Origin of the sequence: Streptacidiphilus sp. MAP12-20 (assembly GCF_041262525.1) — a bacterium.
In the GTDB taxonomy this organism is placed as follows: Bacteria; Actinomycetota; Actinomycetes; order Streptomycetales; family Streptomycetaceae; genus Streptacidiphilus.
Genome location: NZ_JBGCCK010000010.1, coordinates 150,472 through 164,842, shown reverse-complemented (window position 1 = coordinate 164,842; position 14,371 = coordinate 150,472). Strand labels below are relative to the sequence as shown.

10 protein-coding genes are annotated in these 14,371 nt (G+C 72.5%); 3 read left to right on the top strand and 7 right to left on the bottom strand.

Annotated features, from left to right (window positions below):
• Nucleotides 1–97: 97 nt before the first annotated feature.
• The 3 genes from ABIA32_RS16040 to ABIA32_RS16030 form a co-directional block, all read right to left on the bottom strand.
• Nucleotides 98–2,845, bottom strand: coding sequence for a GNAT family N-acetyltransferase (locus ABIA32_RS16040; RefSeq protein WP_370095466.1), 2,748 nt, complete (start codon nucleotides 2,843–2,845; stop codon nucleotides 98–100).
• A 63-nt stretch (nucleotides 2,846–2,908) separates the two neighbouring features.
• Nucleotides 2,909–3,883 carry a hypothetical protein gene (locus tag ABIA32_RS16035; protein ID WP_370095463.1) on the bottom strand — a complete coding sequence of 325 codons (975 nt, stop codon included), beginning with the start codon at nucleotides 3,881–3,883 and terminating at the stop codon, nucleotides 2,909–2,911.
• Nucleotides 3,884–4,021: 138 nt separating this feature from the next.
• Nucleotides 4,022–6,385, bottom strand: a complete 2,364-nt coding sequence (locus ABIA32_RS16030; RefSeq protein ID WP_370095461.1) for a phosphoketolase — start codon at nucleotides 6,383–6,385, stop codon at nucleotides 4,022–4,024.
• Between the two features lie 497 nt (nucleotides 6,386–6,882).
• On the opposite strand from ABIA32_RS16030, the gene ABIA32_RS16025 reads away from it, so the two are divergent.
• Together ABIA32_RS16025 and ABIA32_RS16020 are read left to right on the top strand one after the other, a co-directional pair.
• Nucleotides 6,883–7,626 (top strand): CBS domain-containing protein, encoded by a 744-nt coding sequence (locus ABIA32_RS16025; RefSeq protein ID WP_370095458.1) that lies wholly within the window; start codon nucleotides 6,883–6,885, stop codon nucleotides 7,624–7,626.
• Nucleotides 7,623–8,180 carry a flavodoxin domain-containing protein gene (locus tag ABIA32_RS16020; RefSeq protein ID WP_370095455.1) on the top strand — a complete coding sequence of 186 codons (558 nt, stop codon included), beginning with the start codon at nucleotides 7,623–7,625 and terminating at the stop codon, nucleotides 8,178–8,180. Before ABIA32_RS16025 ends, ABIA32_RS16020 begins: the two co-directional genes overlap by 4 nt.
• 249 nt (nucleotides 8,181–8,429) lie before the next feature.
• On the opposite strand, the gene ABIA32_RS16015 is transcribed toward ABIA32_RS16020, so the two are convergent.
• The 4 genes from ABIA32_RS16015 to ABIA32_RS16000 form a co-directional block, all read right to left on the bottom strand.
• Nucleotides 8,430–9,164, bottom strand: coding sequence for a hypothetical protein (locus ABIA32_RS16015; protein WP_370095453.1), 735 nt, complete (start codon nucleotides 9,162–9,164; stop codon nucleotides 8,430–8,432).
• Nucleotides 9,165–9,205: 41 nt separating this feature from the next.
• Nucleotides 9,206–10,054, bottom strand: a complete 849-nt coding sequence (locus ABIA32_RS16010; RefSeq protein ID WP_370095450.1) for a MerR family transcriptional regulator — start codon at nucleotides 10,052–10,054, stop codon at nucleotides 9,206–9,208.
• A 1,038-nt stretch (nucleotides 10,055–11,092) separates the two neighbouring features.
• Nucleotides 11,093–11,449 carry a pyridoxamine 5'-phosphate oxidase family protein gene (locus tag ABIA32_RS16005; RefSeq protein WP_370095447.1) on the bottom strand — a complete coding sequence of 119 codons (357 nt, stop codon included), beginning with the start codon at nucleotides 11,447–11,449 and terminating at the stop codon, nucleotides 11,093–11,095.
• A gap of 78 nt (nucleotides 11,450–11,527) precedes the next feature.
• Nucleotides 11,528–12,208, bottom strand: a complete 681-nt coding sequence (locus ABIA32_RS16000; protein ID WP_370095445.1) for a response regulator — start codon at nucleotides 12,206–12,208, stop codon at nucleotides 11,528–11,530.
• A gap of 375 nt (nucleotides 12,209–12,583) precedes the next feature.
• Here ABIA32_RS16000 and ABIA32_RS15995 point away from each other — a divergent pair, with 375 nt between their 5' ends.
• Nucleotides 12,584–14,191: an MFS transporter gene (locus ABIA32_RS15995; RefSeq protein WP_370095442.1), complete on the top strand. Its 1,608-nt coding sequence runs from the start codon at nucleotides 12,584–12,586 to the stop codon at nucleotides 14,189–14,191.
• The last annotated feature ends 180 nt before the right edge of the window (nucleotides 14,192–14,371 follow it).

The window sequence follows — 14,371 nt, the reverse complement described above, 5'->3', positions numbered from 1 at the left end:
TCCACCTTCCTCTCTGCTCCCGGTCCCGTTCTCGGGCCGAGCGGGTCCCTTCGGCAGGGCTGAACGGCCCTGCTACCAGGCCTCAGGTGATGCCGTGTCAGGCCGGTTCGCCAGGGGCGTCGGGGAGTCGGCGGAGGCGGCGGAGGTAGGGGTCGGGGGTGTGGCGGGGTTCGAGGCGGACGCGGGCGTCCACGCAGGCGACGCCGTCCTTGCCGCAGATCAGGGGATTGAGGTCGACCTCGGCGAGCTGCGGCAGATCAGTGGCCATCCGGCCGAGCCGGGCCAGGACGTCCTCGATCGCAGCCAGGTCGGCCAATGGACGCCCGCGGTAGCCGAACAACAGCGGCGTGGTGCGCAGCGAGGTCAGCATCGCGTGCAGATCGGACTCGGTGAGCGGGGCGAGCCTTGCGATGCGGTCGTCGAGCAGGTCGGCGGTGGTGCCGCCGGCGCCGAAGACGACCAGCGGACCGAAGACGGCGTCCTGGACCACGCCGGCCAGCAGCTCGGTCCCTTCCGCTTGGCGGGCCTGGACGAGCACGCCGTCCAGGCGTTCGCCGAACCGCTCGACGAACTCCCGGTGCACGGCGCGGACCTGCTCCTCCGGGGCCGGGACGACACGTACCGCGCCGAGGTCGCTCTTGTGGACCTGTCCGGGCCAGTGGGCCTTGAGCACTACCTCGCCGTTCTCGCCACTTCGGGCGAGCACTCGGGCCGCCTGGACGGTCGCATCCTCGCCGGAGCAACAGATCGAGGTGACCAGGGGCAGTCCGTAGCAGTCCAGCAGTTGGGTCAGCAGCGGCGGTTCGAGCCAGCCGCCGTCCGGATGCGTGCGCAGGTACTGCTCGACCAGCGCGGCGGCAACGGTGGTCCGACAGCCGGGAGTCTCCCGCTCCGGGGAGGGCGGCTGCGCCAGCCAGCGTGAGCGTTGGAGCGCGTGGGCGAGCGCGCGGGCGGCGGACTGGGCGTCGGCGTAGGCGGGGATCCGCGAACCGTCGGCGCAGTCCAGGAAGCGGACCGGTTCGCGCTGGTCCAACAGGACGACGGCGACGGGTCGGGTGCGCGCACCGGGCAGTGCGAGCAGCGGCGCGAGCGTCTCCTCGGTCGACTCGGCGCTCCCCAGCACGGTGGGCGCCAGGCAGAGCAGGACCGCCTCGACGGCGCCGCTCTCGGCGAGCGCGTCGACGGCCGCGATCAGCGTCTCGACGGGGGCGGCGGTCGCGTCGACGGGGTTGGCGGTCGCGGAGCCGTCCGGCAGCAGCTCGGCCAGGCGCATCGTCAGGGGTGCGGGCAGCTCGGGGACGCTGAGGCCGTTGTCGGTGCAGGCGTCGGCGGCCAGTACGCCGATGCCGCCGGCGTTGGAGATCACTGCCACCGTGCCGGTGGTGCCGGGCAGCGGCTGGGACTCCAGCAGGGCTGCGGTCTCGACGAGTTCGGCGATACTGCGGGTCGCGGTGATGCCGGCCTGGGTGAACAGCGCCTGCCGGGTGACGGTCGGCGTGGCCGCGGCGGCGGTGTGCGAGGCTGCGCCGCGGCGGCCCGCGACCGAGCGTCCGGCGTCGACGGTGAGGATCGGCATCGTGCGGGCGACTCGGCGGGCGGTGCGTGAGAAGGCGCGCGGATTGCCGAAGGACTCAAGGTGCAACAGGGCAAGCCGGGTCAGGCCGTCGTGCTCCCACCACTGCAGCAGGTCGTTGCCGCTGACGTCGTACTTGTCGCCGAGCGAGACGAAGTCGGAGACGCCGATGCCGAGCGAGTCCAACTGTTCCATCAGCGCGATGCCGACGCCGCCGGACTGCACGGCCACGCCTGCCGTGCCGGGCTTCGGGGCGGAGCGGCCGAACTCGGCGTCCAGGCTGATCCCGGGGGCGGTGGTGGCGAGGCCGAGGCAGTTCGGGCCGAGCAGGCGCATGCTGTGGCGGCGGCAGGCCCGCATGAGCCGCGCCGCCTGAGTCCGGGTCAGTCCTGCGGTGAGCACCACCAGGGCGCGTACGCCGCGCTGCCCGCAGTCCTCGGCGACCGCACCGATCTGGTTCGCTGGGACGGCGAGGACAGCCAGGTCCGGGGTGCTGGGCAGGGCGTCCAGGGCGGGGTAGCAGGGCACTCCCTCGATTTGGTCGGCGTGCGGGTTGACCGGCCAGAGGGAGCCGGTGAACCGGCCCCGGCGGATCTTCAGCAGCAGGCTGTGTCCGACCGTGCCGGGTCGTCGGGAGACGCCGACGAGTGCGACCGAGTGAGGCCGTAGCAGTGGCCGCAGGCTGGCGAGGTCGGCCCGGCTGCCGCGCGCTTCGACGGCGTCGAGGTAGTCGTTCGAGGTTTCGTCCAGGACCGCCTCGATCCGCACCTCGGCGTTCGCCCAGTGACGTCGCGTCTCCAGGCCGAGGTCGTGGAAGACCTTGTGCATGGCGTGGTTGTCCGCGAGGGCGTCGGCCACCAGCACCCGGACCCCGCGAGCCCTGGCGGCATGGACCAGGTGCTCGATCAGCAGCGTGCCGACGCCGTGCTGGTGCCAGTCGTCGGCGACGGCGATGGCGAGCTCGGCCCGGTCCGGATCGTCAGGATCGATCTGCGCCTCGACGACGCCGAGCAGTTGGCCGCTGCCGGGGGCGAACGCGCCCAGCGCGACGAAGTCCGCGCGCGGGGGAGCGGAGAGCCGGTCGGCGGTCAGCTCGGCCGCGCGGCTGCTGGTGCCGAAGAAGCGCAGCCGCTGGTTGTCCGCCGACATGCGCCGCGAGTGCAGCTCAGCGACGGCGTCGTGGTCGGCCGCTCTTAGCGCACGGATCGTGACCACGGTGCCGTCGGCGAGGAGCGCCTCGGCGCTGCGGGGGAGCTCGGGGGAGGTGACCATCGAAGGGTGCCGCCTTGTCGTCGGTCCGGCTGCGGCCGGAGGGTGGGTTGAGGCCGTTCGCGGTCAGCCGAGCGAGTCGGTGGCCGAAGCGCGGGGGGTAGCCGGGCCCTCGGGGCCGTAGCCGAGCCGGATCAGCATCTGCACGTGCTCGGGTCCGCTGCGCGGGTCGCGAAGCAGCCACCGCAGATCCGGCCACTCCATCGGCTGGTAGAGCATCGAGGCGCGGACCTGGGCGCGGGTCGCGAGCAGCAGCACGTGCTGGAGTGCGATTCCGGCGCGCAGCCAGTCCGCGCGCCGGTCGTGGGCGGTGGAGAGCACGGCCAGCTGCGGGTGCCTCTCGAAGGGGAGGGACGGCGGGTAGGCGGGCGCGCGTAGCGCGGAGAAGTCCCGCATTGGCAGGTGGCCGAGAGCGTCCTGGGGTCCGAGTGCTGCCGGGGGGATGCCGTAGGAGGTGTCGGCGGGGGTGCGGATCCAGCGGCGGCTCTCCTCGCGGCGGGCCTGGTCCGTCGTCGTGCGGATCTCGCCCTCTCGGGTCAGGGCGAGCAGCCGGTGTGCCTCGTTGGCATCGGGCAGGCGAAGTCGTGCGCCCTCGGTCTGCGCGGCGTCGACCAGCTCGGCCAGCAGCAGGGGCGGAAGCGGCCGGCCGGAGAAGGGGTGGCGGCTGGAGTGGCGGCGCCAGATCTGCTCGTACAGGTCCGGCTCGGCGGCCGACCCGCTCTGCGGCCTGCCGGCCAGCCGGACGGAGGCGAGCAGTTGCGGCTCGTGCGGGGCGGGCAGCAGTCGCAGCACCGGTTCCCAGCCGTTGTGGGCAACCGCGAGGCGCAGGTTGAACGCGGCGGCGCCGACGGAGATGTGCAGGCCGCGGCCGTCCGGGTCCTCGGCGCGCAGGCCGCGCTCGATCGCCGCGCGGATCTCGATGGTGTGGGTCTCGGGGCGCAGCCGGAACCGCCAGGGCTGCGTGTTGTGCATCGACGGTGCGGCCACGGCGGCGGAGACGAGTTCCTCCAGCGTGGCGGCGTTGAGAGCCGTGGCGAACATGGAGACCCTCCTCGCGTGGTGTGGAGCCGAACGGCCCCGCTGCTCTGAGCCTGCGCTGCTGTGGCGGGCGGGCGCAGGGCCGCTCGGGGAGCCTCCGCCCGCCGAACGGCCCTGCTTGACCCTGACGCCCTCAGCCGCTCAGCCCGACCACGCCCAGTCGGCGACTTCGGGCAGGTCGGTGCCGTGGAGGCGGATCCAGGCGTGGTGGCGGCTGCGGGCATCAGCCATCCGCTGGCGCAGCGGCGCGGCGCGCACCGCCAGCCCGGGGACGCGGTCGATGACGTCCATGACCAGCCTGTAGCGGTCCAGGTCGTTGCGGACGACCATGTCGAAGGGCGTGGTCGTGGTGCCGGACTCCTTGTAGCCGCGCACGTGGAGCTGGGCGTGGCCGGCGCGGCGATAGGCGAGGCGGTGGATCAGCCAGGGGTAGCCGTGGTAGCCGAAGATGATCGGCTTGTCGCGGGTGAAGACGGCGTCGAACTCGTGGTCGGAGAGGCCGTGCGGGTGCTCGCGGGTCGGCAGCAGCCGGGCCAGGTCGACGACGTTGACCACGCGCACGGCCAGTTCGGGGAGCTCCCGGCGGAGCAGCTGCGCTGCTGCGAGGATCTCCTGGGTCGGCACGTCGCCCGCGCAGGCGAGGACCACGTCGGGCTCGCGGTCGCCGCGTTCGGTGCCCGCCCAGTCCCAGATGCCGAGGCCGCGCGCGCAGTGGGCGCGGGCCTGCTCCAGGCTCAGCCAGTCGAAGCTGGGCTGCTTGCCTGCGACGACGACGTTGACGTAGTCGCGGCTGCCGAGCACGTGCTCGGCCACGCAGAGCAGGGTGTTGGCGTCCGGCGGCAGATAGACCCGGACGGCTTCGGGGCTCTTGTTCAGCACGTGGTCCACGAAGCCGGGGTCCTGGTGGGAGAAGCCGTTGTGGTCCTGGCGCCACACGTGTGAGGTGAGCAGGTAGTTGAGTGAGGCGATCGGCGCTCGCCAGGGGATCTCGCGGGTGGTCCGCAGCCATTTGATGTGCTGGTTGACCATCGAGTCGACGATGTGGACGAAGGCTTCGTAGCAGGAGAAGAGGCCGTGACGGCCGGTCAGCAGGTAGCCCTCCAGCCAGCCCTGGCACAGGTGCTCGGAGAGGATCTCCATCACCCGGCCGTCGCGGGACAGGTGCTCGTCCACGGGGAGGACCTGTGCCTGCCAGGCCTTGCCGCTGGCCTGGAAGACGGCTTGCAGCCGGTTGGAGGCGGTCTCGTCCGGGCCGACCAGGCGGAAGTCGCGGTGCTGCGCGGTGTCGGCCATGATCTGGGCGAGGTAGTCGCCCAGCACCCGGGTGGGCTCGTGCAGGGTCGCGCCGGGCTTGTCGACCGGGACGGCGAAGCGCTCCAGCGGGCGCAGTGGCAGTGCGCGCAGCAGCAGGCCGCCGTTGGCGTGCGGGTTCGCGCCGAGGCGGCGGGAGCCGGTCGGGGTCTGCGCCAGGACCTGCGCGGTCGGCTGGCCCTGCGCGTCGAAGAGCTCCTCCGGGCGGTAGGAGCGCAGCCAGGCATCCAGCTGGCGTCGGTGCTCGGGGTTCTCGCGCACCTGGTCGAGCGGGACCTGGTGAGCGCGCCAGGTGCCTTCGACGGGCAGGCCGTCGACCTCGGCGGGCCCGGTCCAGCCCTTCGGTGTGCGCAGCACGATCATCGGCCAGTGGGGCCGCTCTGTCGCTCCTTCGGTCCTGGCCGCGCGCTGGGCGGCGGCGATGGCGTCGAGTGAGGCGTCCATCGCGGCGGCGAGGGCGCGGTGCACGGCGGCGGGATCGTCGCCGGTGACGTGGATCGGGGCGTGCCCGTAGCCGCGCAGCAGCTCGTCGAGCTCGGGTTCGGGCAGGCGGGCGAGGACGGTCGGGTTGGCGATCTTGTAGCCGTTCAGGTGCAGGATCGGGAGCACCACGCCGTCGTGGACCGGGTCGAGGAACTTGTTGCTGTGCCACGATGCCGCCAGCGGGCCGGTCTCTGCCTCGCCGTCGCCGATGACGCAGGCGACGACCAGCTCGGGGTTGTCCAGCGCGGCACCGTAGGCGTGGGCGAGCGAGTAGCCGAGCTCGCCCCCCTCGTGGATCGACCCGGGCGTCTCCGGTGCGACATGGCTGGGCACGCCGCCAGGGAAGGAGAACTGGCGGAACAGTCGGGTCATGCCCTGCTCGTCGCGGGTGACGTCGGGGTAGTGGTCGGTGTAGCTGCCGTCCAGCCAGGAACAGGCCAGCACGGCCGGGCCGCCGTGCCCCGGTCCCCAGACACAGAGCGCGTCCAGATCGCGGGCGCGGATCGCCCGGTTCAGGTGCGTGTGTACGAGGTTGAGGCCGGGGGAGGTGCCCCAGTGGCCCAGGAGCCGGGGCTTGATGTGCTCGGGGCGCAGCGGCTCCCGGAGCAGCGCGTTGTCCAGCAGGTAGATCTGCCCGACGGACAGGTAGTTGGCGGCGCGCCAGTGCGCGTCCAGCTCGGCGAGTTCGACGTCGGTCAGGGGTGCGCTCATGGGTCGGCTCTCCTCCTCGGAGTCCGGTCGTCGGCGTCTTCCCACCCACCGTCCCTGTCGAGCGGGGGCGGGGGACAGGGCCGACCGGGCCAAACCGCCGGTCGCTCGGGGCCGTTCGGCTCTCCGCAAGGACCCGCCCGGTCCTGCCGGGCCGCTCGCGTCCGGCGGGAGTCTGTGGAGGCGGCGAGAACGCTGTTCCCCGAAGGAGGCGAGACCCATGGCAACGCTGGCACGTCCTGGGCTCCAGCTGGGCACACCTGACCCTGGAGGACAGCGGTACCGTCGCGATCAGCGGCGACCTGGGCCGGCCGGTCCACCGGCTGCTGCTGCCGCCCGAGCCCTTCTCCGGCGCCGACGTGCTGCTGATCGAGTCGACCTAAGGTTGATCGGGGCCGGTCGGCCCAGACAGCGGGGGCGGCCGGCCCAGGACACGGGTGACCGATCCGGCGCACCGTGGAGACAGAAGCAGCGGAGCCGTCCGAAGGAGGCTGGAGGCCATGACCAGGACTGTGAACCGGGGCACGCGGGACCGTGCTCGGCCCGACGCCGCGTTGCCGCACCACCGCCGCGTCGAACAGCTGATGACCCGCCAAGTGATCGCGGTCCAGCCCGACGCCGACTTCGTCACCGTCCTGGCGGCACTGCGCCGCACCGGGCACGACGACCTGCCGGTGGTCGACGACGAGGGCCGGGTCATGGGCATGGTCTGCGCCCCCGACCTGCTGGCCAAGCTCGCCGCCAGCGACCTGCCGGAGCCGTCGATGTTCGAGACCCGACGTGTGCGCGCGATCCGCCGCCGGGCCCAGGCGGTCACCGCGGGGGAGCTGATGACCACCCCGGTGTGCAGCGTCGGCCCGCAGGACACCGCCGCCCACGCGGCCCTGCTCGCGCTGCGCCACCACATCCACCAACTGCCCGTCGTCGACGAGCACCACGCGCTGGTCGGACTCGTCACCATGAACGACCTGCTCGACGCCCTGCGCCGCACCGACGCAGAGATAGCGGGCGAGGTCACCGAGGTGGCCCTCGGCTACGACTTCGGCGTCAAGGCCGCCACCCTGCGGGTCGCCTGCGAACGCGGGCGGGTGCAGCTCGACGCCCGGACCTCGCTGCGCACCCAGGCCGAGCGCCTGGTGGCCCGGGTCCGCCAGGTCGAGGGCGTGGTGGACCTCGCCGAGACCGTGCGCTGGGAGATCGACGACACGCTCCGCCCTGGAGCGCCCAAGGAGATGGCATCATGACCGCCCCCGACACGACCCCGGACCCCCGCCGCATCCTGGTTGCCTACGCGAGCCGCAGCGGCGCGACGGCCGAGATCGCCGAGTGGATCGCCGACCGGCTGCGCACGCAGGACGAGCCGTGCGAGGTCGACGTGGCGGAGGCGAGCGACACGCTCGACCCGGCCGGTTACGACGCTCTGGTACTCGGCTCCGCCCTCTACGAGGGCCGCTGGCTGCGCGCCGCGTCCCGCTTCGCCCGCCGCCACCAGCACGAACTGGCGAACTGCTGGGTGTGGACCTTCAGCAGCGGACCGCTGGACGACTCGGCGACCGAGGGTGAAATCGTCATCACGAAGAGCGCGGACCGCGCCTCCCGCCGTCTCCTCGCCCGCGACCACGCCATCTTCGGCGGCCGGCTGGCCCCGGACTCCCGCGGCTGGCTCGCGCACACCCTGGTCGAGGGCGGCCACGGCGGCGACTTCCGAAACCGCGACCAGATCGACGCCTACGCCGACCAGATCGGCGGCGAACTGTCCATGCTGCCCCGGCACCGCCACGGCCATCGGGCGGCCTGACGGGGCGCAGCGGTGTGACACGCGCGCGGCGGGCCGCGGCGCGGGTGGGCTTGCGGGTGGAGAGGAGCAAGGCGGCCTGGACGTCGGCGTCCAGCGAAAGGCTGTTGCGCCCGCCGGAGTTGATGGGTGCAAGCGAACGACGCCAGCGGCAGGACGGCCCTAGGGCTGAAATCCCATGCGTGCGCTCGCCCCAGTACCCGGCACAGTTCCCCTCTCATGTCGGTGAGGAGAACGCCGACTGACGGATCGTCATCCCATCGGGTCCGTGGCTTCAGGCTGCCCTTCCAGCGCGAACCAGGGGCCGCGGTCGAGGCGGTCCTGTACGACCTCGCGGGCGTCGGGGTCGGCGATGTGGTCGGTGAGGGATTGGGCCTGGGCTTTGAGTTCCCGCGCGTCCGGTGAGCCGGTGGCGGCGGCCGTCCGGGCCCGGATCTCGGTGGCGAGGGCCCGGTCCCAGTCGGTGAAGTCGTCGGGGTGCTCGGCGATCAGCTCTGCGTAGCGCGGGGCGTGGTGGGCGGCGATCTGGGGGCGGCCGATGGCCAGCGCTGTCTGGGCGATGCTGTACTCGCTGCGGCCGTGGTTGGCCGGGGTGCCTGCCTCCAGCCAGTGGTAGCACGCTGCGTAGGCCTGGTAGAGGGCGCGGTCCTGCTCTGCGCGCGGGGTGTCGGGGGTGAGGTCGAAGAGCAGGTCCCCGAGCGCGTTGTTGAGCTCGACGGCGAACCAGCGGTGGAGATCGCGCTCACGCGGTTGCCGGTTGCCGAACGCGGAGACCAGGTCCTGCCAGCGGGCGAAGCCGTGCTCGCGGGCGATGACGTGCTGCGCATCGCGTATCGAGAACCGGGCCGGGTCCACCCGGCCGGTCGTGGCCGTGCGCTCGACGGCGCCGGGCTTGCCGTGCTGGACGGCCCGGCGCAGGTCCTTGGCCTGGTTGCGCAACTGCCCCAGGTCGGTCTCGGCGGGAAGGGCGGGGGTGGTGCTGGCCATGGCTGTCGTTCCTTCAGGTCACGGGTGGGGGCGCGGGCGGGTCACCAGAACCGCGGTTGGGCGGGGATGGCCTCCAGGTCGGTGAGGACCAGTTCGCGGTCCTCGTCCTGGGCGATGTCCTCGGCGGCGGCCAGGGCCTGCTCGGTCCAGGTACGGGCCTGGTCCTTGTCGCCGGCCACCGCGTGGGCTCGGGCGAGGGACTCGTAGGCGTAGGCCAGGTCCCAGTCCCCGATGCCGTGGGCCTGGCAGATCTCCAGGCCCCGTCTGGCGTGGTGCAGGGCGGGCTCGGCCCGACCCAGCACGGAGTAGACCCGTGAGCACTGCCACTCGCCGCGGCTGAGGTTCGCCGGGGCGCCGACCTGGCCCCAGTGGTAGCGCGAAGCGTGCGCCATGTGCAGCATCCGGTCGTCCTCCTCGACGCTGCGGTCCTCCTTCTCCAGCAGTCGCCATACCCCGTTGAACAGGTCGACGGCAATTTGCCGCTCGTCGCCCGTCGCACCGGCCGTGTTCTGCGTGTCCTGGTCGGTCATCGCTGTGGTGACTCCGTCCTCGATGAGGTGGTCGGTGCGGTGGAGGTCGCCCCGGACCCGGTCCAGGCGTGACTGGAGTCGGCGCCGGTGCTGGATCAGGACCTGCTTGATCGCGGCCTCGTCGTCCGGCTCGACCAGACACGCGCGCACTTGCTCCAGCGGGACGTCGACCGAGCGGAGGAGCCGCACCAGCCGCGCGGGCGCGACCTGCTCGGCGCTGTAGAGCCGGTAGCCCGTGTCGGGGTCGACCGCGGCGGGCGCCAGCAGTCCCACACGGTCGTAGTGCCGCAGCGCCTTCGCGGTCAGGCCGACACGGCGTGCCAGCTGACCGACCGTAATCAGCTCAGGTCCATCCACCATGTCCTGAACCTAGAACCTTGCCCCGCGGGAACCTCAAACGCAGCGCCCAGAACGATGACAGATCATGACGAACAGCCGGAATCGATGTGAAAGAGATCCTCTGGCGGCAGGCTATGCACTCGCCTCATCTTGTTTGGAGTCCGTTGTCGGGCGTCTCGGAGATCCGGCAGGCGCGCTGGTTCCGGTCCTGGCGGGCAGCCGGCTGTTCTCCGCTGCCGACTGCTCTGAGAGTGCACGCAGTGCACCGCGCGCATCGCCCCTGGAGCAGATGGCCGTCCGATCCGGTCGTGGCGTCGGTCGCATCGAGGACAGGGCTTCGGGAGGGACGCGTGCAGGCACAGCTTCTCGGCTACGCAATGGAGTGATTCGCGCGTGCCGAGGCGTGCTTCTGGAGCTGGAGGGGTGTTGTCCTTGCTCTGTCGATTCGCGGGCTCCTGGCCTACGCTGGTGGGGCTGCCCCAGCCCCCGGCCGCCGGCGTTCAACTCGCCCCATGGCTGCCCGGGAAGGCTGGTGGTACCTCGATGGCTTCCCGCGATGCTCCGCAAGGACTGCCTACTGCTGCACGGCCATCGCCCCTCGGAACAGACGGCACTGCGCCCACCCGGGTCGGCGTGTCCTGAACTGCGCGGTCCTGGCGGCGTGGGGATGCCGCACGGACTCGCGTCCGGCCGCCGCCCAGGGGAATGTGGGGGATGCGGCGGCACGTGGCCCGCACTGCCTGCCGGTTGGTGCGGGCCACGCCAAGGCGGAAGAACGCGCCGGATCGACGGATTCGGCCCTCGGGTGGGCAGTGGCTGCTTCCGGCTGCCGTGACTGACGAGGCAAGGGGGCGCTGTACGGGTCCACCTGGCGCAGCCCTTCTGTGACACGGCCGAGTCCGATGATCAGTCTTGAGCTTTTGGAACTGCTGCGGTTGCAGCCGACCGAGGAACTGCCCAGGGAGAGCGCCCAGGTCCTCGGAGTCGACGGCGTCGCGGTTTCTCTGGCGCTCGATGGGTCCGGCGACTCCGGGCAGCCTGGCCAGCGAGATGCCCGGCTCAGCTGCCGTTCGGGCCAAGGCGGCGTCCGTGCACCACCTCGGGCAGGATGTGGATCTCGGCGTGGCCGTCCGCCAGGGCGACGACGGCGCGGCCCAGTAGCGTGACGCACCAGCCGGCGCCGTCCGGGCCGGTGAGCTCATCGGCCTCGAAGGCGACCAGGGTGCCGTCCACGGACTCGGCGAGCCCCGACCTGGCGTCGGTGCGCAGCACCACTCCGGCCTCCGGGTCGAGGCGGAAGGGGAGCGGCCAGACAGCAGGCATGGCGGCGATCGTGTAAATGACACGCCCCGTCGACACGCAGGCCATCAGGCTCAGCGCGCTGCCCTCGTCCAGGTACTCCACTTGCATGGTCATGCTTCGATCGTCGCCGAGGGATGGACGGGCCGCGAGGGGCGAACGGCCCGGGGCGTCGTGCCGGTCGGCCCCGATCGGTCAGTGCCTGCCGCGGCCATGCTCGCCCTCGGCCCGGGTCAACGCCTGGGAGGCGATCACGGCTGCCTGGACCCGGCGTTCCACGCCGAGCTTGGCCAGCATCCGGGAGATGTGGTTCTTGACCGTCTTCTCGGCAAGGAAGAGGCGCTGACCGATCTGGCGATTGGTCAATCCCTCGCCGATCAGCGCCAGGATGTCGCGCTCGCGGTCCGTCAGCTCGGCCAGCGCGTCGGGCTGATGCGGCGCCTCGCTCGCCTGGCCGCGTAGGCGGGCCATCAGCCGGGTGGCGGCGCCGGAGTCCAGCATCGACTGGCCGGAGCCGACCGTGCGCACAGCCGAGATGAGGTCGGTTCCGCTGATCTGTTTGAGCACGTAGCCGGAGGCGCCCGCCATGATGGCGTCGAGCAGTGCGTCCTCGTCGTCGAACGAGGTGAGCATCAGGCAGGCGAGCTCGGGCAGCTGCGAGCGCAGCTCGCGGCAGACGGTGACGCCGTCGCCGTCCGGGAGCCGCACGTCCAACACCGCCACGTCCGGACGGAGAGCCGGCACGCGTGCGAGCGCCTGGGCGACGGTGGCGCCTTCGCCGACGACCTCGATGCCGGGCTCGGCGTCGAGGAGGTCGTGCACGCCGCGACGGACGACCTCGTGGTCGTCGAGGAGGAAGACCCGAATGGTGCTCATACCCTCAGCGCCCGAAGTGTCGCCAGTCATTCCACTTCCCCTGTTCCTTGGCCCGCGCGCAGCATCACGCCTCGGTGATCCGGATCATGCCCGGACGCCTGGGACCTTCGATAGGGCCGAACGGTCCCATCATCCCGCAGACGGCGGGCCGAGCGGCAGTCCGCCCACCCCCGCCTCCGCGCACATCCTGGGCACGGCTCGCCGCGCGGACTGAGCCGTCCGCCAGGGTGAGCCGGACGCCCGGGGCGCTCCGAGCGGTCGGCCATGCGGGGGGCGTCTGCGGCGTACCAGGTGCGCTGGCCGTGTGCGGGGTACGCGCTGCGAGAAGCTGCTCGGCAAGTTCATGTCCTGAGCGCAACGGGGGAGCCGAACGTCATGGCGTCAGCCGCGCCGGCCGGCGTGACCGGCCGGAACCATCGCCCGGTCTGGGCGGCCGTGGTGTTCGCCGTGGTGCTCGGGGTGCTCTGGGCGCGCTTCTGGGCGAGTGCCAGCGGTGACCTGGCCGCGCAGCTGGCCTGGGCGGGTTTCGCGGCCGACCACCCGGGCTCGGCCTACGATCTGGCCTGGTACGGCGGCATGTCCCCCGCCTCCTACAGCCTGCTGGCGCCGTATCTGATGGCGGTGCTCGGGGTACGCGGGGCCGCGCTAGCCGCACTGGCTGTCGCGGCGTCACTTCTCGCGGTGCTCGCAGTGCGGGCCCCCGTGCGGCATCCGACGCTGCTGGCGTTGTGGGGTGCTCTGGCGCTGGTGTGCAACGTCGCCGCCGGTCGGGTGTCCTTCGCGCTTGGCATTGCCTTCGCGCTCGCGGCGCTCGTGGCGGCCACCGCCGAAGGTTCCGCCGGCTGGTGGCGCGTCGCGGGTTGCGCCACGGCGGCGCTGCTCGCGACGGTGGCCAGTCCGCTGGCGGGTCTGTTCCTGGAGGTCGTGGCGGCGGCTCTGCTCCTGACCAGGCGGTGGCGCACCGGCTGGGCGCTCGCCCTGCCGCCGCCGCTGACCGTGGTGGCCACGACGCTGCTGTTCCCGTCCAGCGGCGTCGACCCGATCACGGTGTCCACCGTGGCGTTCACCCTTGCCTCCGCTCTCGCAGTCGGATGGCTCTGCCCCCGGTCCTGGCGGACGGTCCGGATCGGGTCGGCCGTCTACGCGGTGGGCGCCGCCCTGTGCTGGATGGTCCCGACGCCCATCGGCGGCAATGTGGGACGTCTGGCGCTGGTCTTCGCCAGCGTCGTGCTGCTGGCCGTTCTGCTGCGTGCGGCGCCGGCCGGAGCGCAACAGTCCCGCCGCCGCACGGTTGCCCTGCTGGTGGCGTTCGCCGCGTGCGGCTACTGGCTGATCGCCGCGGATCTCGTCGGCCTGCCCGCACCGTCGCCGCCCCGGGAGGCGGGCCCGCTCGTGGCCGAACTGCGGCAACTCCACGCCGACCAGGCCCGCTTGGAGGCCGTGCCGATGCTCAACCACGGGGAGGCCTGGGACCTGGTCGGGTCGGCGGTCCTGGCCCGCGGCTGGAACAGGCAACTGGATGTCCAGCGCAACCCCCTCTTCTACACCGCCACGCTCAGCGCGGCCGACTACCACGCCTGGTTGCGGCGCTGGGCGGTCCGCTATGTCGTGCTGCCGACGGCTCCGCTCGATCCCGCCGCCGACACGGAGTCCGCCGTGATCGAGTCCCACCCCGGCTGGCTGAGCGAGGTGTGGCGGAACCCGCACTGGCAGCTGTTCCGCGTCGCCGACCCGCTACCGCTCGGCGACCCGCCCGCGCGCGTCCAGCACGCCGGCGTGGCCGATCTCGAGGTGGCTCTTCCAGCAGCGGCGACGGTGCGTCTACGCGTCGCCTGGTCGCCCTGGCTCGCCGTAAGCGGCCCGGCGAGCGCCTGCCTGGCCCAGGACGGAGCCTGGACCAGCCTGCGCGCGTCCGGCGCCGGGGTCTACCGGCTCACCGCCCCCTACGCCTGGCCCCGTGGCGCTCCGTGTCCGCACCGCTGATGGTGACGGTCCGTCAGCCAGTAGCGGCCGGCCAGGCGTCGCACGGCGAACCAGATCCACGAGGGAGCGCGTTCGCGCCCGAGATCAGCGTGAGCACCGTGGTGAGTCGGCTGACCCGCGCGCCGCCTTCCGGGCGCTGGAGACCGCACTCACCGGGGTCTGCCCGGCCTGAGCCAAGGG